The sequence below is a fragment of the Cytobacillus sp. ABV4_503 genome (assembly GCF_056158445.1).
The window spans coordinates 2960881-2980566 of the sequence record NZ_JBSWTH010000001.1 but is presented as its reverse complement, the minus strand read 5'-3'; the positions used below and the strand labels follow the sequence as shown (position 1 = coordinate 2980566).

Annotated in this window: 20 protein-coding genes; 16 read left to right on the top strand and 4 right to left on the bottom strand. The window is 40.5% G+C overall.

What is annotated here, in order from left to right:
• Window positions 1-18: 18 nt before the first annotated feature.
• The 3 genes from ACXAD1_RS14900 to ACXAD1_RS14890 all read left to right on the top strand — a co-directional run bounded on the left by ACXAD1_RS14900 (window position 19) and on the right by ACXAD1_RS14890 (window position 4308).
• Entirely contained in the window at window positions 19-3237 is a 3219-nt protein-coding gene (locus ACXAD1_RS14900; RefSeq protein ID WP_474910467.1) for a DEAD/DEAH box helicase, read from the top strand.
• 13 nt (window positions 3238-3250) lie between these two features.
• The gene (locus tag ACXAD1_RS14895) at window positions 3251-3460 is read left to right on the top strand and encodes a helix-hairpin-helix domain-containing protein (RefSeq protein WP_206843749.1); all 210 of its coding nucleotides are present in this window, start codon (window positions 3251-3253) and stop codon (window positions 3458-3460) included.
• Window positions 3461-3861: 401 nt separating this feature from the next.
• A complete protein-coding gene (locus tag ACXAD1_RS14890; RefSeq protein WP_474910466.1) occupies window positions 3862-4308 on the top strand; it encodes a GyrI-like domain-containing protein in 447 nt (148 codons plus the stop codon).
• 28 nt (window positions 4309-4336) lie between these two features.
• On the opposite strand, the gene ACXAD1_RS14885 is transcribed toward ACXAD1_RS14890, so the two are convergent.
• Entirely contained in the window at window positions 4337-4963 is a 627-nt protein-coding gene (locus ACXAD1_RS14885; protein WP_206843755.1) for a metal-dependent hydrolase, read from the bottom strand.
• A gap of 220 nt (window positions 4964-5183) precedes the next feature.
• On the opposite strand from ACXAD1_RS14885, the gene ACXAD1_RS14880 reads away from it, so the two are divergent.
• Window positions 5184-6350 carry a TraB/GumN family protein gene (locus ACXAD1_RS14880; protein ID WP_206843757.1) on the top strand — a complete coding sequence of 389 codons (1167 nt, stop codon included), beginning with the start codon at window positions 5184-5186 and terminating at the stop codon, window positions 6348-6350.
• A 119-nt stretch (window positions 6351-6469) separates the two neighbouring features.
• Here ACXAD1_RS14880 and ACXAD1_RS14875 read toward each other — a convergent pair whose 3' ends face one another.
• Together ACXAD1_RS14875 and ACXAD1_RS14870 are read right to left on the bottom strand one after the other, a co-directional pair.
• Window positions 6470-7633: an ABC transporter permease gene (locus ACXAD1_RS14875; RefSeq protein ID WP_370224269.1), complete on the bottom strand. Its 1164-nt coding sequence runs from the start codon at window positions 7631-7633 to the stop codon at window positions 6470-6472.
• On the bottom strand, window positions 7593-8522 hold the full coding sequence (locus ACXAD1_RS14870) for an ABC transporter ATP-binding protein (RefSeq protein ID WP_474910465.1): 930 nt from the start codon (window positions 8520-8522) through the stop codon (window positions 7593-7595). Before ACXAD1_RS14870 ends, ACXAD1_RS14875 begins: the two co-directional genes overlap by 41 nt.
• Before the next feature lie 225 nt (window positions 8523-8747).
• Here ACXAD1_RS14870 and ACXAD1_RS14865 point away from each other — a divergent pair, with 225 nt between their 5' ends.
• Window positions 8748-9536 (top strand): aminoglycoside adenylyltransferase domain-containing protein, encoded by a 789-nt coding sequence (locus ACXAD1_RS14865; protein ID WP_474910464.1) that lies wholly within the window; start codon window positions 8748-8750, stop codon window positions 9534-9536.
• A 36-nt stretch (window positions 9537-9572) separates the two neighbouring features.
• On the opposite strand, the gene ACXAD1_RS14860 is transcribed toward ACXAD1_RS14865, so the two are convergent.
• The gene (locus ACXAD1_RS14860) at window positions 9573-9914 is read right to left on the bottom strand and encodes a hypothetical protein (protein ID WP_474910463.1); all 342 of its coding nucleotides are present in this window, start codon (window positions 9912-9914) and stop codon (window positions 9573-9575) included.
• A gap of 159 nt (window positions 9915-10073) precedes the next feature.
• On the opposite strand from ACXAD1_RS14860, the gene ACXAD1_RS14855 reads away from it, so the two are divergent.
• From ACXAD1_RS14855 to ACXAD1_RS14805, 11 genes are all read left to right on the top strand, one after another.
• Window positions 10074-10910, top strand: coding sequence for a pentapeptide repeat-containing protein (locus tag ACXAD1_RS14855; RefSeq protein ID WP_474911318.1), 837 nt, complete (start codon window positions 10074-10076; stop codon window positions 10908-10910).
• Window positions 10907-11362 carry an NUDIX hydrolase gene (locus ACXAD1_RS14850; protein ID WP_370224272.1) on the top strand — a complete coding sequence of 152 codons (456 nt, stop codon included), beginning with the start codon at window positions 10907-10909 and terminating at the stop codon, window positions 11360-11362. Before ACXAD1_RS14855 ends, ACXAD1_RS14850 begins: the two co-directional genes overlap by 4 nt.
• Before the next feature lie 69 nt (window positions 11363-11431).
• Window positions 11432-12553, top strand: coding sequence for a DNA polymerase III subunit beta (gene dnaN, locus ACXAD1_RS14845; RefSeq protein WP_474910462.1), 1122 nt, complete (start codon window positions 11432-11434; stop codon window positions 12551-12553).
• Window positions 12554-12793: 240 nt separating this feature from the next.
• Window positions 12794-13486, top strand: a complete 693-nt coding sequence (locus ACXAD1_RS14840) for a response regulator transcription factor (RefSeq protein WP_206843773.1) — start codon at window positions 12794-12796, stop codon at window positions 13484-13486.
• Entirely contained in the window at window positions 13464-15683 is a 2220-nt protein-coding gene (locus tag ACXAD1_RS14835; RefSeq protein ID WP_474910461.1) for a sensor histidine kinase, read from the top strand. The genes ACXAD1_RS14840 and ACXAD1_RS14835 overlap by 23 nt, the downstream gene beginning before the upstream one ends.
• 16 nt (window positions 15684-15699) lie before the next feature.
• On the top strand, window positions 15700-16200 hold the full coding sequence (locus ACXAD1_RS14830) for an RNA polymerase sigma factor (protein ID WP_474910460.1): 501 nt from the start codon (window positions 15700-15702) through the stop codon (window positions 16198-16200).
• 240 nt (window positions 16201-16440) lie between these two features.
• Window positions 16441-16920, top strand: a complete 480-nt coding sequence (locus ACXAD1_RS14825; protein WP_474910459.1) for a hypothetical protein — start codon at window positions 16441-16443, stop codon at window positions 16918-16920.
• A 23-nt stretch (window positions 16921-16943) separates the two neighbouring features.
• Entirely contained in the window at window positions 16944-17381 is a 438-nt protein-coding gene (locus tag ACXAD1_RS14820; protein WP_474910458.1) for a hypothetical protein, read from the top strand.
• A gap of 363 nt (window positions 17382-17744) precedes the next feature.
• Window positions 17745-18110, top strand: a complete 366-nt coding sequence (locus ACXAD1_RS14815; protein WP_206843781.1) for a DUF805 domain-containing protein — start codon at window positions 17745-17747, stop codon at window positions 18108-18110.
• 101 nt (window positions 18111-18211) lie between these two features.
• Window positions 18212-18757, top strand: coding sequence for a general stress protein (locus tag ACXAD1_RS14810; RefSeq protein ID WP_474910457.1), 546 nt, complete (start codon window positions 18212-18214; stop codon window positions 18755-18757).
• Between the two features lie 82 nt (window positions 18758-18839).
• The gene (locus tag ACXAD1_RS14805; protein WP_474910456.1) at window positions 18840-19673 is read left to right on the top strand and encodes an aminoglycoside 6-adenylyltransferase; all 834 of its coding nucleotides are present in this window, start codon (window positions 18840-18842) and stop codon (window positions 19671-19673) included.
• Window positions 19674-19686 lie beyond the last annotated feature (13 nt).

Here is a 19686-nt window from a genome sequence, read left to right as displayed (position 1 = left end):
CCCGGAAGGAGAACGTTTGTGGATATTAAATTGACTCACAAATTAATAAAAGAAATGTGCGGTACTGTCTCCTTCAAAAGAGGGGACGCTTTTTTCCGTAATAAGAGGGTAACAATAAATAATTACGATGAGGAGATTTGTGAAGCAACAGTATCTGCTGGTGAAGATTTTTTCGTTTCGGTCGAGAAAACATCCGGAAACAGTTTTAAGATATTGTGCAGCTGTCCAAAGCTGGCTTCGTTTGATAAAGAATGCCAGCATGCAGCGGCTGTTCTGCTGGCAATTTATGATATGCAGCAGCACAGATCGCCTATGATAAAGGATTCAGCAGTCACTTTTAGGGTTTCTCCCGAACACGTCTTAACTGATGGTCTCATGACACTTTTCAGTGAACAGCCAAGAAGGTCAAGCGGACACCAGCTTCATTTTGAAAACAGGCAGGTGCTCCATCCAGAATTCACATGTGTGCCTGTTCATTTGGGGAAGGGGCATTATTTGCTAGCAGTAAAATGTACCATCGGTCAACTCGCTGTCCTTGATATCCGGCAATTTCTTCACTCTGTAAAAGAGGGGAAGCCAAGCCCATTATCATTGTCTTTTACCTATAACCCCGCTTTGCATTGTTTCCCGCCAGAGGCTGATGCAGTCCTTCAGCAGCTGATACAGCTTATACACGATGAATCCATTTATATAAAGGCTTTAATGGATGATTTCGATTATACTGCGACCAAGCATATGCTCTTAATCCCTCCATCATCGTGGGAACGTTTGAAGCCTGTTTTGGCGCTCGCTGAGAAAGTAAGGCTTGAGATAATGGGAAAAACATTTGCAAGGATGGCTTTTTCAATGGAACGGCTGCCTTTAAGGTTTGAGCTTAGCGAAAAAGAAGAGAAATGTTATTTAAATGTTTTTGGCCTGGATCGAATGCTGATCCTGGATTCGTATTATGCTGTTCTATCTGGCGGCAAATTAATCACGCTCAATAAAGAAGATTGCCAGCGTTTATATGATTTAACACAAATGCTGGAGTCAGCCGGGAGAAGACAGATTCCGGTTGCTGCTGAACAAATGGAACTGTTTCTGGAAAAAGTGGTCCCTGGACTGAGAAAGCTGGGGGATGTCCATATTTCTGAAGACATGTCACAAAAATTTATGAAAACACCTTTGGTTGCCAAGCTATACTTAGATCGCCTGCGGAACCGGCTTCTGGCAGGAATTGAATTTCACTATGAAAATATCGTGATCAATCCGCTTGAAAGTAGAGAGCCGAAAGGCGGCACGCGGATTATTAGAGATGTGGAATTAGAGGATGAGATCCTTCAGCTTATGGAGGAAAGCTCCTTTGCAAAGACGGATGGCGGCTATTTTCTGCAAAATGAAGAGCTGGAATATGAATTCCTTTATCATGTTGTCCCTAAACTGCAAAAACTGGTGCAAATATATGCCACTACGTCTGTCAGAAATCGTATTTTCAGGGAGAATGCCAAACCGCAGATACGGATAAAAATGAAAAAAGAGCGGACGAATTGGCTGGAATTCAAGTTTGAATTGACCGGCATAGCTGATCAGGAGATACGGGATGTATTATTTGCACTTGAGGAGAAACGGAAATTCTATCGCCTGAAAAATGGCGCGCTCCTTTCTTTGGAAACAAAAGAATTTGAGGAAATCCAGCGTTTTCTGAAAGCTGTGCCCCAACAGGCTGAGGATCTGGAGAGCGGTTTGAACATGCCGATTGTATCTGGTCTTAGAATGCTGGAGGCAGCTAGTGATCAGGAGATGTTCCGCCATGAGGAATCCTTCAGGGAGTTTTTAGAAGAGCTTCAGAATCCATCATGCCTCCAGATTCCTGTGCCGGAAATCCTGAATCCTATTTTGAGGGAATACCAGAAAAACGGCTTTAAATGGTTAAAGACAATGGCGCATTATGGATTTGGCGGCATTTTGGCTGATGATATGGGACTGGGGAAGACGCTGCAAAGCATTGCTTTTATTCAGTCTGACCTTAAGGAAATTCGGGACTATACCGGTCCTGCACTTATTGTGTGCCCTTCATCCTTAACATATAACTGGTTAAGCGAACTGACGAAGTTCACACCGGACATCCAGGCAATTGTCATCGATGGAACTCAAAATGAACGGGCTGAGCTTCAAACGGATTTATCCGGCATTGATGTGGTGATTACTTCCTACCCCTTGGTGCTTAAAGATATTAAATGGTATGAAATGCAGGATTTTTACACGGTTTTTTTCGACGAAGCACAGGCATTTAAAAATCCGGTAACCCAAACAGCGAGAGCAGTAAAGAAAATTAACGCCAAGTATCGCTTTGCTTTAACAGGCACACCCGTTGAAAATTCTGCGGAGGAACTGTGGTCTATTTTTCATGTCGTCTTCCCTGAATTGTTTGGCGGCTTAAAGGATTACGGAAATTTAACAAGGAAGACGATTGCCAGAAGGGTTCGTCCCTTCATGCTCAGGAGGCTGAAAGAAGATGTTCTTTCAGAGCTGCCTGAAAAGATGGAGCTTATTGATTCTGCTGAATTGCTGCCGGATCAGAAGAAGCTTTATGCAGCTTACCTGGCAAAACTGAGAGAAGATACCTTAAAGCATTTAAATAAAGATACACTCAGAAAAAACCGCATAAGAATTCTTGCTGGTTTGACACGGCTCCGTCAAATTTGCTGCCACCCTGCTTTATTTGTGGATGGATATAAAGGGAGTTCAGCAAAATTTGAACAGCTCAAAAGAATTATCGAAGAATCCAGATTGTCTGGAAGAAGAGTGCTTATTTTTTCGCAGTTCACTAAAATGCTTGATCTTATTGGCAGGGAACTTGCCCTTCTGGATCTGCCGTTTTTCTACCTGGATGGACAGACACCTTCCGCGGAAAGGGTGGAAATCTGCCGCCGATTTAATGAGGGAGAGCGCGACTTTTTCCTGATTTCATTGAAGGCAGGCGGTACGGGTCTAAATTTGACTGGTGCAGATACAGTCATCTTATATGATTTGTGGTGGAACCCCGCCGTTGAGGAACAGGCAGCCGATCGGGCTCATCGCATAGGACAGAAAAATACTGTCCAGGTAATAAAATTATTGTCGAGAGGCACCATCGAAGAGAAGATGAATGAACTTCAGGATAAAAAGAAAAACTTAATTGAAGAAATCATCGATTCGAATGAAAGTGCACCCGGAAGACTGACGGAAGAAGATATACGCGAAATATTAATGATCTAAAAGGAGAAATACCATGCCTGAAAATAATCTGAAGGGGAGCAGCTTCCCTGAAAAGCTGGCAAAGCCAGCAGTGCGTGCACTTGAGGGAGCCGGCTATTTTTCACTGGAACAGCTAGCCGGTGCCTCTGAAGCAGAATTGCTGGAACTTCACGGAATGGGACCAAATGCCATGGCAAAACTTCGCAAGGCAATGGCAGACAGAGGTTTGACATTTAAAGTTTAGAACGGAAGACGCGACTCTTGAGACGCGTCTTTTTTATGCTATTTTCGTATATTTTGGTGCTTTTTAATTACTTAGTTTAATTTGCTGAGTTGATCTTCGCTGTGGGCACTTGATCCTCGAAAATGCTGACGCATTTCCTTCGTGCGTTGTTGGTTCGAGGAAGTTTATTCAGTGTCCTGCGGGAGCAGCGGGATAGGTGAGACCCCGCAGGCGCAAAGCGACGAGGAGGCTCACCGCACGCCCCGCGGAAAGCAAGTGCCCCGTGCTGAAATCAACGGGCTGAATTCATGGGCAAAAACAACAATCTATTAGAAAGATTCCTTTTTAATCTATCAGACTAAAGGAGGAATTTTCCAAAAGTTAGAGAAATCCTTAGTATTAATAATTTGGAGGGATTCATAATGTGTAAAGTTGTTTCGCAGGAGTTTAAAGCAACGGTCATAAGGAGCAAGGGTCTTTTTAAGGAATATGCCCATCTGGTGCCTGAAGCAGCTCAGAACTTCTTGAAGCAGGGACACCTTGTACAGCATAGCAGCGGAATTGAAGTGTCCATTTATGAACCTAAGAAAGGGGGAGCCCACTTAGAAGGAATATTTTTTACCGGTTACTTAGTTCGTGAAAAAGCTGATACATTACCAGATGGGATGGAGTATTTGGAGGTGCAGCATAAGTATGCATCCATTAGAGGGAAGGCAGCTAAGATGGGCGATTTGTATGCGCGGCTAACTAACTGGATTAATGAGCAGGGTTATCAGAGTGAGTCCTTTGATCATTATATTTTGGAAGTTTATTATCCTATTGAAAATGAGGATGAGGATGTAGAAGTATATATTCCAATTAAAAACTAACCGCTCAAACTCTGAGCGGCTGCCTTTCTTAGATCTCTTTCGACGAAACCGGGAGAAAAAGCTTTATTCCCCTTTTATTAAATGGAAGCAATTTAATATCGGCTAACAAATGGCTTATATAACCGGCGAGGCATGTATAAAATACACCCTCTATGCCAAGCGATGCTTCAAATTTTGCAGAGATGAATCCGAAAAAAATAACACCCAGGATAGAATGTGTATAACTGCGGTGGGAAACGAAGGAAGCTATCAATATATAAATCCCAAATAATATCAGCCAAAGTTCCTGCAAAGAGATGCCTCCCGCCAGGACGCCAATTCCCGTAATGGTCAGCATATGCTTTTGCCTGATTTTCGCAGAAATGGCGGTCATGCTGATTCCTATAGCGATTCCCAGCCATTTCTCTTTCGGCGAGCCTTCATAGAAGCTATATATGATCATTAAAATTCCTATGATTTGGGCAACAGTCCGAACGACTTCATGTGATAGTGTTAGCCGGTCACGAAGTTTTCCATCAATGTCGAGGTCCGGGATTAATCCAGAAACGCTCCCCAGTCCTACTAATAATAGAGTTGTGGATGGGCTGGCATGAACAGTGTTCGCAACCACGTATCCTGCTGCTGCTCCTATTGCTGCATGGGCGGTGCCATTCAAAATAATTTCCACCTTTATGAGATATTTGCATTTTTTTCATGCATTCTTATATTATATCAAAACATTTGTTCTGTTTAGAGGTTAATAGATTATTTTTTATTTCAGGACTAAATTCCCTCTGCAGTTAATTATCCTGGGCATACTTAAAACAGTTCATGGTATAATCAATACATTGAGCTATAAGCATACATATTAGAATTTGTATCTAAGGAAGGTATTTATGTCAGAGGAAAACATAACGAGGATTCATTTAAACGGCAAGGAATACATACTGGTAGGAACAGCACATGTTTCAAAGCACAGTGCAGAACAGGTGAAGGAAGTCATTGAGGCTGAACAGCCTGACTCTGTTTGCGTGGAATTGGATGAACAGAGATATCAGTCGATTACAGAAGGCAGCAAGTGGAAGGAAATGGATATCATTCAGGTCATTAAGGAGAAGAAAGCATCACTGCTTTTAATGAATCTGGCGATTTCATCCTTTCAAAACCGCATGGCTGACCAATTCGGCATTAAAGCCGGCCAGGAAATGATCCAGGGAATTGAATCAGCCAAGGCTGCCGGGGCAAAGCTTGTTCTGGCGGACCGGAATATCCAGATTACCTTTGCCAGGATTTGGGGCAACCTCGGATTAAAAGGAAAATCCCTGCTTCTAAGTCAAGTAATAGCAAGTATTTTCAGCAAAGATACCATAACTGAAGAAGAACTTGAGAAAATGAAAAATCAGGATACGATAAATGCGATTCTAAATGAATTTACAGATAGTTTTCCGCGATTAAAGAAACCGCTCATTGACGAGCGTGATCAATACCTGGCTCAAAAAATTAAAGATGCACCAGGAGAAAAAATAGTAGCGGTGCTTGGGGCAGCCCATGTACCGGGGATCAAAGAGGAAATCAAAAAAGAACAGGACATGGCCAAATTGACTGAGCGTCCTCCAAAATCCAATGTTCCAAAGATCATTGGCTGGAGTATTCCGGTGTTTATTTTAGCCATAATCGCCTATACATTCTTCGCAAACCCTTCTGCGGGTCTTGCACAGACTATCAGCTGGATTATCTGGAATGGTTCCTTGTCAGCACTGGGGGCTGCCATTGCAATGGGACATCCGCTGACAATTTTAACTGCTTTTGTTGCAGCGCCAATTACATCATTGAATCCCCTTCTTGCAGCAGGCTGGTTTGCCGGACTGACTCAGGCTTATATGCGGCGTCCGAATGTAAGGGATTTTGAAACCTTAACTGAAGATGTATTCAGTGTTAAAGGATTCTGGAGAAACAAAGTAAGCCGGATTTTATTAATTGTTGTTCTATCCAATTTGGGAAGCTCATTGGGTACCTTTATTGGGGGAGCTGATGTAATCAGAGTGTTTTTTGAAAATTTGTAAGAAAGCTTTTCTGGGATGAAATCAAGATGATCTCATTCTTTATCAATATTAATGAATTTTTTATACCTCCAAAAAAATACTGAGCCAGCTTGCCGATTTTGGCAGCTGGCGCTTTTTCATTATCTATCTGCTGCAATCGCCTTTCTTTTATAAAGCAGCGATCCCAAAAGGAAGGTGATTGCTCCCCAGATCACCATCACGCCTATTCCTGCCCAAAGTGCTGCTGTAGCAATGCCGGTTTCATACACCATGCTTTCCCGTAAGCCTTCAGCAAAATAGGTCAGCGGCAGGATGCTTGATATTGGCTGGATCCATTCAGGCATCGTTTCAATTGGGAAGAACACTCCGCTTAAAAACATCATGAGAAAGCTGCAGATATTGGCTACTCCCATATAAGCTTCTGTTGTTTTGCTGAAAGATGAGAAGAAGTAGCCAAGTGCATTAAAGGATAAAGCTCCTATCAGGAATACGATAATCAAGGTAAGAGGATTTATATAAAGATTGGCGCCAAATACGAAGACTCCTATTAAGGAAAGCAGGATAATCTGAACAATACTGAACAAAAGCCTCATTACCATATCGCTTAAACCGAAGATGCCCATATTTGCCGGTGTCATTCGCAGCCTTTTGATTAACCCTTTTCTGCGCATTTCCACCAGATCCACCATCCCAAACATGCCGCCCTGGGCAATGGATAATGCAATCATCCCGGTTAAAAGGAAATCTGTATAATCCAGTTCATTGGTGCCTGATGTGATCGATTCATATTGCAGATCATATTTCGGAGAAGCACCTGCAGCCATTAAATTGGCCTGCTGGACAAACTTATCCAGTATGCCGGAAATGGCCTGGGCTGCTGCACCCTGTTCATTTTCTTTATTTATTACAAGGAAAACAGAGGAAGCTTCTGCTGACTCCGGCAGGATGATGGCGGCAGCCACTTCCTGATCTTTTACCCATTCCTCCGCTTTATCCCTTGTGACAGGCTTACCTGATTTGACTTCAAAAACGGGAAGTCCGCTGATTTGTGTAAGCATCATCTCTGAAGCAGGATTCGGGTTTGAATCCACCACAGCCACTTCGGTTTTAAACTCTTCATCCGAATTTCCGCTGAAGATGACCATAAATATAACCATTAAAATAACCGGGAAAAAGATGCCCCAGAACCATGCCTGTTTTTCTCGAAGAGTTAATTTCAGCTGTGCCAAAAACATCATCTTAAATTGATTGAATCTATTAATCTTAATCCCTCCATTCTTTGCCGGTAAACGCAATAAACACATCTTCCAGGCTCATTTCCCTTATGGAGACCTGTTCCACCCCGTATGATTTTTCTTTTGTAAACCTAAATAAGTCCAAAAGGGTTTCTTCAGGCTTTACTGCCCATATTTTCAGAGTTGCCCCTTCCCGTTCCGTTCTGGATACGGATTCCAGATCCTTCGAGAATATATCAGCATCCTCTGCGGCACCTTCGCCATCTAGAAAACTCAATCTTATTTCCCGTTCATCTGTAAGTTTCTCTATGAGTGCGGAAGGGGAGTCAAGTGTAATCACGTTCCCCTGGTCCACGATGCATACACGATCACTTAATTTCTCTGCTTCTTCCATGTAATGAGTGGTAAGGATGGTCGTTTTGCCTAGTTCTTTAAGATGAAGAATGATATCCCAAATGTTTCTTCTGGCCTGTGGATCAAGGCCGGTAGTCGGTTCATCCAGAAATATAATTTCAGGGTCACTAATCAGCGCCAGTCCAATGGCAAGTCTTTGCCTCTGGCCGCCTGAAAGTTTTTTTACATGATTTTTGCGGTGCTCAGTAAGATTGACTATTTCCAGTATTTCTTCCGTTGGTCGGGCATCGTCGTAAAAGGAAGCAAAAAGGTTCAGGTTTTCTTCGGGTGTTAATAAATCAAACATGGCACTCGACTGAGGCTGGACGCCAATTTTCTTCTTTATTGACACTGCATGCTTTTTCCAATCGAGCCCGCCAAACTGTATTTCACCATTATCGGGTGAAACAAGGCCCTCGATCATTTCCAGTGTAGTCGTTTTGCCAGCTCCGTTTGGACCGATAATCGTGAAGACTTCCCCGGCATTAACCGAGAAACTTATATCCTGGACAGCCTTTATTTGGCCAAAGGATTTTTGTAGATTCCTTACCTTTAACACAGTCATTCATTTTCCCCGCTTTCATGACAAGTTGGATGTCTCTATCCTGCAAAATTCCTAACCTTCTATTTAATACGTTACTAATTTTGAAAAAATTCACTTTTTTAGTAAACTTAATATATCGATCCTTGTTCCATAATATGGGACGAACCGATATAGAAAAGATGATTGCTGTGTTTTAAAATGATATGTGAAAGGCTTTTTCAATCAGAAATTAGGGGAGAAGTGAAAATGAGAGAACTTCCAAAAGTGGTTGAAGATTTATTAAATGAGTACATACATTTAGTAAATGAATATATGCCCAATCAGCTTGCAGGCTTATATTTGCACGGATCGCTTGCACTGGATGCTTTTGTGGAAGGATCAAGCGATATTGATTTTATTGCGGTTACACAAAGCGGTTTAACTGAAACAGAAATGAAAAAGGCTGAGGAGATTCATAGGGTAATAGCAGACAAATATCAGTTTCCTGAGATGGATGGGGTTTATTTAACTCAAAATGACCTGGGAACGCTTGGTGAATGTTTCTTTTATAATAACAGGACAATGAATTATGGACACTTCCTGAATCCGGTCACCTGGTGGCTTTTAAAAAGGAAGGGAATTGCCATTTATGGGGCTATTCCTGCTATAGAGATAAATGACAATGATTTGGTTTCATACACTTACGAGAACATGAATACATATTGGGCAAATCGAATCCGGACATTCGAGAAATCGATTGATGAACTTACACAAATAGACGACTCTGAGATTGATAAAGAAGTTGAATGGACGGTGCTCGGCCTATTGCGCCAGTTTTACACATTGAGAGAGAAGGATATTATCTCTAAGCAAGGGGCCGGGGAGTACTCATTAAAGCATTTGCCGGAAAAATGGCACCCAATCATAGTGGATGCCATCAATATTCGCAGAGGTGAGGAAAATAGACATTATGCAAGAAAGCGTGATCGAATTGAAGAGACTATTAAGCTGTCAAAATATCTTATCAGCCAATCAGCAGCAATCAAAAACAGGTGAGCTTCCCTTGATATGAAGCTCACTTGAGTGAGGCCGCTATGTCATCCTCATTGGTGTGTTCAAGTTATGGCTATCCCGATAGGATCGATAAGAGACAAATCTTTTTCCGTGTGAGGATCCATCCAATTGAAGAATCCGTTCATTAATTGTTTCCATATACAGAAAGTCATCATTCGCATTTAGATGATAAAAAGTGTAAGTATTTCCAAGGAGTTCTTTCTTTGTTATTTGTGTGTCGGGATGCTGAAGGATGAAATCTGAGAGCTGCTTAACAGTAACGGAAGGAATGTCTGCCATTTCATAAAGCTTCCCTTTAAGATTGGATTTTAGCTTGCTTACGGCACTCATTGCCTTTTCTTTATATTTATTCCTTGACATGAAGTCACTCCTTAATAATGAGATATTAAGAATAATTTCCATTTGCAGAAAGAATAAACATTAACGGCAGGAAAGTCAAGAACAGCAGCAAATGAAAAAATATTGCTGAAATCTTTCCTGAACTTTGAACGATAGGATGTGCGTGTTTTGCCTAAACAAATGAGTGCTTTAATACCCGATTGTGAAAATTGTTTCGGGCTTTGCTGTGTGGCCCTGCCATATGCAAAATCTGCTGACTTTGCTTTTGATAAGGAAGCAGGTAAGCCCTGCCCCAATCTGCAGGCTGATTTTCGCTGTCAAATACATGCAGACCTCAGGGAAAAAGGCTTCAGAGGATGCACCTCATTTGAATGCTTTGGAGCAGGCCAAAAAGTATCACAACACACTTTTAAGAATAGAGACTGGCGCATCTATCCCGGACTTGAGAAAGAGATGTTTGATGTGTTTCCAATTATGCATCAGCTTCATGAAATGCTTTTCTACTTAACAGAAGTTCTACATTTGGAAGCCGCTAAGCCTATTCATGGTGAAGTCAGAGAAATTTTGGACAAAACAGAGGATTTAACTAATATGGAACCGGGTTTAATTATGGCTGTTGATGTCCAGGCACATAGGGAAGAAGTCAATAAGCTGCTTCTAAAAGCCAGTGAGTTTGCCAGGAAGAACTCTGGTTTGAATCAAAAATCCGCGAAAAAATATAGCGGCAGAAGAGATTTTATCGGAGCCAAATTAAGCGGTGAGGTGTTTTGCGGAGCGAATTTAAGAGGATTCTTATTTATTGCAGCTGACCTTCGCAAAGCTGACTTAAGATATACGGATCTTATTGGTGCAGACTTTAGGGACGCAAATTTAAGCGGAGCCAATCTAATGGGAAGTATTTTTCTAACACAGGCTCAGGTTAATTCAGCAAAAGGGGATATGTATACGAAGCTGCCAAAGGGTATACAGAGACCGCAGCATTGGGTGAATAAAAGGGAAAGAAGAGAAACCGAATGACACAGAACGAAATCGTGCTGGTTGTCAGCACATCAATTATACAAGAAGGCAAAATGCTGATGATAAAAGAGAATAAAGCCACAGTAAAGAATAAATGGAATTTCCCGTCTGGCCATGTTGAAAAAGGGGAAGATATCCTTGCGGCTGCCTGCAGAGAAGTTAAAGAAGAAACGGGCCTGGATGTAAACCTGACCCATACCACTGGAATCTATAACTTTATCAGCAGTACGAACCATCAGGTCATCTTATTTCATTTTATCGCTCAAATTAGAGGGGGCTTTTTACATCTTCAGGAAGAGGAAATTGCCGATAGCACGTGGGTGAACCTGTCAAACCTTAATAGCTTGAAAGACGAGGAGCTTCGCGATGCCAAAGTCATAAGGCAAATCCATGATGCTGTAAAAGCTGATAAACTTTATCCATTAGAACTGTTTCAAACAAAGTTAAGCTGATAAGTGAAAAGGGATTTTCAGGAATTTTGTCGAAAGAATACCCTATCGAAAAAATTAGGTGGGGTATGAATGGAGTTTAAAATTAAGAATGATTATTTTAATAAAGCTGTTGGAGAAGTAAGCAGTGCAATTTCTGCCAAGACATCTTTTCCTATTTTAACCGGGATTAAGCTGACTGCAAGTGAGAACCTTTTAAGACTCACCGGAAGCAACTCTGATATTGTGATTGAAAAAGTCATTCCTGCTGCTGCAGAAGGGCTGGAAATAGTAAAGACCGGGAGTGTTGTAGTAACATCCAGAATCCTGACAGAGCTAATTAAAAAGCTGCCTGGTGATATACATATCAAAGTCATTGAAAAGCATAAGGTGACAATCATATCAGATGAAATTATCACATATATTAATGGTTTTCCAGCTGAACAGTATCCAAAACTTCCTGAAATTGAAAATTCGCACGGGATCGAAATTTCCGCTGCTAAATTATCGGGAATGATAAAGCAGACCGTGTTTGCAGTTTCCAAGAATGATACAAGGCCGGTGCTCACAGGCGTGCATATGATTATTAAAGAAAATCACTTTTCGTGTGCGGCAACTGACTCACATCGATTAGCATTTCTGGAGACAGGAATCGTTTCTGCTTCTCAAGGGTCTTTCATTGTTCCCGGCTCCAGCCTTAAGGAACTTTTAAAGCTATTGGCTCATCAGGACGAAAGTGAAATACAAATCTTCTCATCTGAGAGCTATTTAGTTTTCAAAACAAATTCAATCATGCTCTGCTCACGGCTTATTGAAGGCAAGTATCCTGATGTAACAGGACTGATCCCTAATGAAGCGAAAACAGTTATAAAACTGGATGCAAAGAAACTATTAAAGGGAATTGACCGCGCCTGCCTGTTTGCCCTCGAGTGGAAGAATAACAATGTCCTCTTGGAGATAAAGGAAGAAACATTGAAAATTTCTTCTGTTTCCTCTGCCATTGGAAAAATTGAAGAAACACAGGCTCTATTAGAAATCATTGGCGAGCGGGAACTATCCATATCGCTTGATGGAAACTTTTTGATGGATGCCCTAAAAGCTATACAGGAAGAGTATGTTCTTTTATGCTTCAGCGGTTCAATGAAGCCTGTTATAGTCAAGCCTTTCAGAGACGGGTCGTATATTCAGCTTGTTTCGCCCGTCCGTTCGTATTAACAGCTGTAATTAATCTTTTGCACCATTCACCAGCAAGGTCAGCTGGCGGATGGTGCTTTTTTATGGCTTACAATTTCAAGTCTATATTTCCATTTCCATCCATTATAAAATGGAGGGGATGTCAAAATTAAGAAATGCAGATTCAATCTTAAGAAATTCTTAAGATTTCTATTACATTAATGTTAAGATTTTGCGTTTAGTATAAAAATATGAAAAGAGCACCTTGAAAGCAGGGGAATTATGGATAACTATTATGTACTTGTCGTAGATGATGAAAAAGAGATAAGAGATGCCATTGAAATTTATCTTAAAAATGAAGGCATTACCGTCTTGAAGGCGAAAGACGGAATCGAAGCTCTGGAGATATTGAATGAGAACCAGGTGCATCTGATCATTTTGGATGTCATGATGCCAAAGCTCGACGGCATTTCTGCTACATATAAAATTCGCGAAAAGAAAAACATCCCGATTATTATTCTGAGCGCCAAAACAGAGGATACAGATAAAATCCTGGGGCTGCAGGTTGGAGCTGATGATTATGTGACCAAGCCTTTCAATCCCATGGAATTGGTTGCCCGTGTGAAATCGCAGCTGAGAAGATATGTGACATTCGGAACGTTTGAAGGAGTTAAAAAGGTGATCGATCTGAACGGTCTAATGCTGGATAAGGAAGCAAAAGAAGTGAGTGTTAATGGCGAGCCAGTGAAAATGACTCCGATCGAATATAAAATTGTGGAACTTTTAATGACAAATGCCGGGCGCGTATTTTCCATTAATGAAATTTATGAACGGGTATGGAACGAGCCGTACTATAACGCAGAAAATACGGTTGCAGTCCATATTCGGAAAATCCGGGAAAAAATTGAAATCGATCCGAAGAATCCAAGATTTTTAAAGGTGGTATGGGGAATTGGATACAAGATGGAAAAATAAATTCATCATTGCAATGATAACGGTTTTATTTGCTTTCGGAGCGAGCGGCGTTTTATCTGTTCTGATAAACGGAAGGGAATATGCGAACCCTGACTATTATCATACAAATCAGTTCAGAAGCGACTTGGATCAGTATGCCGGATACCTGGAAATGTTTGAACTGAATAACATCACACTGGAAGAAGCCAAGAAAGCGATTGAGGTGACGGAAGAGGACATTAATGAACATCGCTATCGTTATGGTACTCTGCCTGAACAAATAGATAATATTAGAAACCAATATGAATATAGAATCCAAGAGGCAAAGGACACTGAAAATAATGAATTTGCCAAGGCTTTGACCGATCAGATGAACAAAAGAATCGAAGATATTACGAAGAACTTTGAGAGTGATGAACACGTACGGCCTAAGGTAATGAAAGAAAAAGAAGAAAAAATAGAAGAGTTTTTCAAGGAAAAAGAACAATTGCGGGATCAGTACGATTTTTATGAGGATTCATTTACCTATTATTTTGAGGACACTGCTACTGGTGAAGTGTACACCAATTTAACTTTGTCCAAAAATGAGTCTCCGGATGAAGTAATGAAAAAAGAGATGGTATATCATACCGACTACACCATGGACAAAAATTATTTCCTTCATTTTATCATGGGGGGATATGAGGAGTATGAACAGTCGCTGACAGAATCGCAATCAGGCTACTTTAAGGGTCAAATAGGCCTGGATAAAAATCTTCCTGATTCAAATATGTTCATTGACCAAAATAATCAATTCAAACAAAAGCAGATTGTATTATTCGTTTATGGCGGCTCAGCTGTTTTGGCCGTTATCGCTGCATTGATTGCTGGAAGAAAGTCAAAGGCCCTCTCAGCTGAAATTAAAAGGTGGGAGCCTTTATATAATAAGCTTCCAATCGATTTAAGAATAATCTTTCTGGGATTTGCAGTAATGGGCAGCATTTTGGCGCTCTTTCTGATAAATGATTTTCTAATAGACTCCTACAATATCCTGCCGCGTATTATTGAATTGATTATTGTGCTTCTGGGAGCATCGGTTCTTTGCGGTCTGACAATTGTGCAGCTGAAATATATTGCTGATGAATTTAAAGACTGGGAAAAAGCAAAGGCAATTTTGAGAAAGAGTCTGGTTTATAGAGCGGCTTGCGGTTTGAAATCCAGCCTGCAGGAAGCCTTTTTAAACCGGAGTACAGGAACTCAGCTGTTTGTTGTTATAATCATTATCTTTGGAATGGGTATGGGTTCCATTGTCATGTTCTTCCACCCGCTATTTGCCCTGTTTTATGTAATGGTCTTAGCGCTTGCTGGTATTCCGCTATTTATGGCACTAATCAGGCGCGTAGGCTATTTCAACCGAATTGTCGACACCGCAAATGAATTGGCAACGGGTCACATGGGACAGGATCTGCCGGTTAAAGGAAAAGGTGTTCTCGCTTCACTCGCAGGAAATATGAATGTATTGAAGCAGGGCGTAAAAACATCCCTTAGCGAGCAGGCCAAAAGCGAAAGGCTGAAAACGGAGCTGATTACAAATGTCAGCCATGATTTAAGAACACCATTGACTTCAATTATTACGTATACAGAGCTTCTGAAGTCAGGTGAGGTTTCACAAGAAGATCGCTCAGCCTACCTTGAAATCATTGACAGAAAGTCAAAACGATTAAAAGTATTAATTGATGATTTATTCGAGGTCTCAAAAATGGCAAGCGGCAATATCGAGCTTAGGAAAGAAAGAGTGGACCTCGTCCAGCTGCTGCAGCAGGCTCTCGCGGAGCATAATAACGCGATTAATGAATCTAACCTTCATTTCAGAGTAACCAAGCCTGATCATCCGGCAATCGCATTTGTAGATGGTCAAAAGCTCTGGCGAGTCTTTGATAATTTAATTGGCAATATACTGAAATACTCATTGGAAAACTCACGGGTTTATATAGCGATAACGAAAGTGAAAGGCCAGGCAGTTATAACGTTTAAAAATGTTTCTAAATATGAATTAGACGATCAAAGTGAAGAACTGTTCGAGCGTTTTAAACGAGGAGATAAATCAAGGCATACAGATGGTTCAGGTCTTGGCCTCGCCATCGCCAAATCGATTATTGATCTTCATGATGGAAATCTTGAAATAGATACAGATGGTGACTTGTTCAAGGTGAGCATTTCACTGAATATAGAGGAGTAAGGGAAGAGGATGAATTATGGATATTACCGAGCTGTATACGTGTCATTATAAACGCCTTTATCATATATGTTTCTCGATGACAAGAGACGCTTATCTTGCGGAGGATATCGTTCAGGAAACGTTTATTAAAGCCATGAAGAAAGCGGAAACGATTATCGATGAAGAAAAAGCGGGCGCATGGCTGTCTGTCATTGCCCGAAGGACCGTCCTGGACGTTATTAGAAGAGAAAGGCGAAAGGCTGCTGTGCCGATGGAGCAGGACATGCTGGAATGCCTCGGTGTAGCTGCGAAACAGAATGTCGAGCAGGAAGTTGAATCCGGCATTGCTGCTGAAGAAATCACTGGAGCCGTAAAGCAGCTGACAGGCAGCTATAGAGATATTCTTTTGCTGAAAATTGACCGGGGATTAAAGGAAAGGGAAATAGCGGCTATGCTTAATTTAAATCCATCAACTGTAAAAACCAGGATCTTCAGGGCTCGAAAGCAGCTGAAAATGATGGTGCAAATGGGCGCATAATAACGAAAAAGAGAGCAATTGGCCAATAAGATCGGCCGCTTGCTCTCTTTTATATTTACCCATCCTGCACTCAGTTCCAATGGACCCGTACTTCTTATCGATATTGGTTCGGATGGCATTATGACTTTTTCAAACTCTTGTTTTCTTCACGGTTATTTGTCTTATATGCTTTTGCATAGCAGACGGCCGAATTAGGAAATAATAATAAAAACTTTCGAGAAAGAGATATAAGGAATAGATATGATCTTACTTATAGCTTCAATAATCGCCTTTAATATGGCTGCCTTCAAAATAAATAAAAAAATGACTCCCAGCCAAGTTTTGCAAATCTGGACTTTTACGATTGCTTTTCAGATGTTATTTGATTTAATTGTTGAATTTAAACATCATCATTATTGGTACTTTTCTCCAGGTGTTGAATGGGTAGGTTTGCTGCCGAGGTTATTTTTAATTCCGCCGGTGAACATCATTTTTTTGAATGGATTCCCTTTTTCAAAAGGCGTTCTTAAAAAAATGGTGTATCTGCTTTTCTTTGTTGCGGGAATTATCCTTTATGAAATGGCGGCTCTGCTTCCCGAACCATGGGGTTTCTTTAACTATGGCACATGGAAGATATGGTATTCGATTATGGTTGATCCATTTCTTCTGCTGTCTCTCGTTTTATTTTATAAATTTATGCTTTTATTAGAGCAGAAAAGTTTCTTACATAAAAAGTATTGAAACATTAAAAGGCGGTTTATTGTATGTATTGGTTTCCTTATCTTTCTTTGGCTATAAATCTGCTGGTAATCAGGTACATGCCAAGGCGTTTAACGAGAAAAGAAATTTATGTCAGCTGGGTTGTTATTGCCTTAATTAACTTAAGTACGGATGTAATACTAAGTTTATATTTTCGGCTTTATGAGCTAAATGGCGGGGGAGTGCAGCTGGGAGTCCACATCATTGAACTGACTCTTGGAGCATCATTTGGGATTATCTTTTTAAATTTCATGCCAGAAAGCAAGCGTTCTTTTTTCTTTTATACAGCAGTCTGGGTCATTTTTTCACTTCTTTTCGAAATGGTTACCGTCAAGCTGAACTTTTTAAATTACTATTCCTGGAAATGGTGGTATTCTGCCCCCTATTATTTTGCAGCTTTTTTATTTGTGCGCTGGCATTTGCATTTTATTAGGTCAAATTAAAGCTTCCTGTTTGTGCAGGAAGCTCATTTATCTGTTTGGGAGCCTATCTTTATGCCTGGCCATTCTGTTTCCGAAGAAACTCTTGGCCTCGTGCTTTATCACATTCCGGATTGTTTTTAGTATTTTCAAGTTCATCACCACTATAGAAATACGCCGAAAAAAATTATTCTGTGCCAGTCCTTATCTGGTAATATGAGAAAAAAATGAACAAAAGACCACTGCTTCGATTATCAGAGGCAGGAGTCTTTTCTTGCATTTTGGGAGACATCTCAATTTTCGTTCTAAAACCATATTTTTCCCTGCTGAAAAATGGTTTTTATTATTGATATAATAGATGGATGTGTACAGCGGAGGTGAAACAGCATGAATGCATTTATTAAGGTGCTTAAAGAATCATTTAATTTCAGCGGGAGATCCAGACGAAAAGATTATTGGATGTTTATTCTGTTTACATTTGTCATTTCAATCATTTTAACGGTTATTGAGATGGCGCTGGGATTGGAGATTACAGAGGACATTGGAATTCTTACAACTCTGTTCTCTGTGATTATGATAATTCCGAGTCTTTCTGTAACTGTCAGAAGACTGCATGACACAGGGAAAAGCGGCTGGTGGATTTTAATATCTTTGATTCCTTTAATCGGAGGGATTATTATCCTCATCTTTACTCTAATGGACAGCGAACCTGGATCAAATAAATACGGACCTAATCCTAAAAAAGCAATATAAAAAATTCCAGCCGCCTCGGCTGGAATTTTTTTTTGAAACTATTTTTGAGAAAATTCGTATTACTTTTAAGTGGTATCTTTACCCGGAAGTGAGGAATTTAGGTGAGGAATAGAGTATTGAAGAGACTTTCATATCTTTATACCGGAGAAACGACGAGCCTCATAATGTTTGTTTTTATCAGTTATCTGGTGAATTATACATATCCTGATCTCCATTTATATTCACTATTTTCTTTCTGGTCATCATTTCTGCTGCTGGAGTTCTTACTCCTTCAAGGCTCCATTTATTGGTTTGTAAAATGGAAGCGCCTAAAAAAGGAAAATACATCAGCTGCCCCGATCAGGTTGGTTGAGCATTTATGGGCCATTAAAAAATGGAACATTGCTACGATATTAATAATTCCGGCTGCTTTCATTGCAGATTTTTATATGTGGCAACCATCAATCCCTCAGGGAATAACCATTGCCGCCTTTATCTATATCTTTGCCATTCTGGAGTATATTAACTATTTTCATATTCAGCTATCTTATGATAATCGCTCTGACATTAACAGCCTCAAGCAGACAAAGCGTTTTAAACAAGCATGCTTGAGCAAGGATTTTATAAGGCTGAAAAATATTAAAGCAGAAAGCAGGAATTTACGGTGAGCATACTGAACAGGAGTTGGTAGAATCACAGAATTGGTAAAGTATTGACGGAATAATGTATAAGGGAGTTGGCCAGGAATGAATGGGATTATATGCTAAATACAAAGGAAGAGACTCTGAACTTCCACGACATAGAGAAAGAATAATGCATTCCATTGAAAAAGATTTGATCCATGATCAAAATGTATTGTCTGTTTTTTATGGCGGTTCAATAGGAGAGAACAGTGCGGATTTATTTTCAGACATTGATCTGCGGATTGTCGTGCATGATAAGGTATTTGAGGAATATAGGCTTAATAAAAAGGTAAGGGCGAAAAAATGGGGAAATGTTTTATTCTTTGAAGATAATCCCCGTTCATCATATACTGTTGCACACTATACTAATTTTATTAAAGTTGATGCATTTTATTATCGTTCCCAACAGCTCCAGCCATCTGTATGGCTTCAAAATATAAAGATTGTTCATGATACGGATAGACTAATGCTTACATTATCGGAAAAGTCAAAAGTTTTAACTTACCAGCCTGCTCTTGAAGAAGTAGAGAGCTGGAGAAATAAATTTTTTGCATATATACATGAGATATACAGAAGAGTGAGCCGGGGGGAGATATATTACGCTCTGCACTGCTTGGACAATCTCCGGTTATCTATGATAACCGCATGGCATATGGAGGCTGGACTGCAGCCAAATACCTTTGGAGACTGGGCCAAATTGCAGGGACCAAGGAGCAAACTGGAGACCTGGCAGCTAAAACTGTTGGAGGAATGGTTCAGCAGTGCGGAACACTCTGAAATTATGAAGGTGATGACAAGCATTTTTCCGGAATTCAAAAGAGTACATGCATGTCTATGTCACAAGGTTGGACTGGAAGAAAATGAAGATTGGGTGGATAAGGTACTCGAAATGGTTAATTGAGCCATAAAATAAT

Coding starts and splice junctions, on each gene's coding strand:
- ACXAD1_RS14895 (WP_206843749.1), top strand. CDS start 3,251: ATGCCTGAAAATAATCTGAAGGGGAGCAGCTTCCCTGAAAAGCTGGCA.
- ACXAD1_RS14850 (WP_370224272.1), top strand. CDS start 10,907: ATGACACAGAACGAAATCGTGCTGGTTGTCAGCACATCAATTATACAA.
- ACXAD1_RS14820 (WP_474910458.1), top strand. CDS start 16,944: ATGTATTGGTTTCCTTATCTTTCTTTGGCTATAAATCTGCTGGTAATC.
- ACXAD1_RS14805 (WP_474910456.1), top strand. CDS start 18,840: ATGGGATTATATGCTAAATACAAAGGAAGAGACTCTGAACTTCCACGA.
- ACXAD1_RS14865 (WP_474910464.1), top strand. CDS start 8,748: ATGAGAGAACTTCCAAAAGTGGTTGAAGATTTATTAAATGAGTACATA.
- dnaN (WP_474910462.1), top strand. CDS start 11,432: ATGGAGTTTAAAATTAAGAATGATTATTTTAATAAAGCTGTTGGAGAA.
- ACXAD1_RS14870 (WP_474910465.1), bottom strand. CDS start 8,522: ATGACTGTGTTAAAGGTAAGGAATCTACAAAAATCCTTTGGCCAAATA.
- ACXAD1_RS14875 (WP_370224269.1), bottom strand. CDS start 7,633: ATGTGTTTATTGCGTTTACCGGCAAAGAATGGAGGGATTAAGATTAAT.
- ACXAD1_RS14890 (WP_474910466.1), top strand. CDS start 3,862: ATGTGTAAAGTTGTTTCGCAGGAGTTTAAAGCAACGGTCATAAGGAGC.
- ACXAD1_RS14855 (WP_474911318.1), top strand. CDS start 10,074: ATGAGTGCTTTAATACCCGATTGTGAAAATTGTTTCGGGCTTTGCTGT.
- ACXAD1_RS14840 (WP_206843773.1), top strand. CDS start 12,794: ATGGATAACTATTATGTACTTGTCGTAGATGATGAAAAAGAGATAAGA.
- ACXAD1_RS14815 (WP_206843781.1), top strand. CDS start 17,745: ATGAATGCATTTATTAAGGTGCTTAAAGAATCATTTAATTTCAGCGGG.
- ACXAD1_RS14825 (WP_474910459.1), top strand. CDS start 16,441: ATGATCTTACTTATAGCTTCAATAATCGCCTTTAATATGGCTGCCTTC.
- ACXAD1_RS14860 (WP_474910463.1), bottom strand. CDS start 9,914: ATGTCAAGGAATAAATATAAAGAAAAGGCAATGAGTGCCGTAAGCAAG.
- ACXAD1_RS14830 (WP_474910460.1), top strand. CDS start 15,700: ATGGATATTACCGAGCTGTATACGTGTCATTATAAACGCCTTTATCAT.
- ACXAD1_RS14880 (WP_206843757.1), top strand. CDS start 5,184: ATGTCAGAGGAAAACATAACGAGGATTCATTTAAACGGCAAGGAATAC.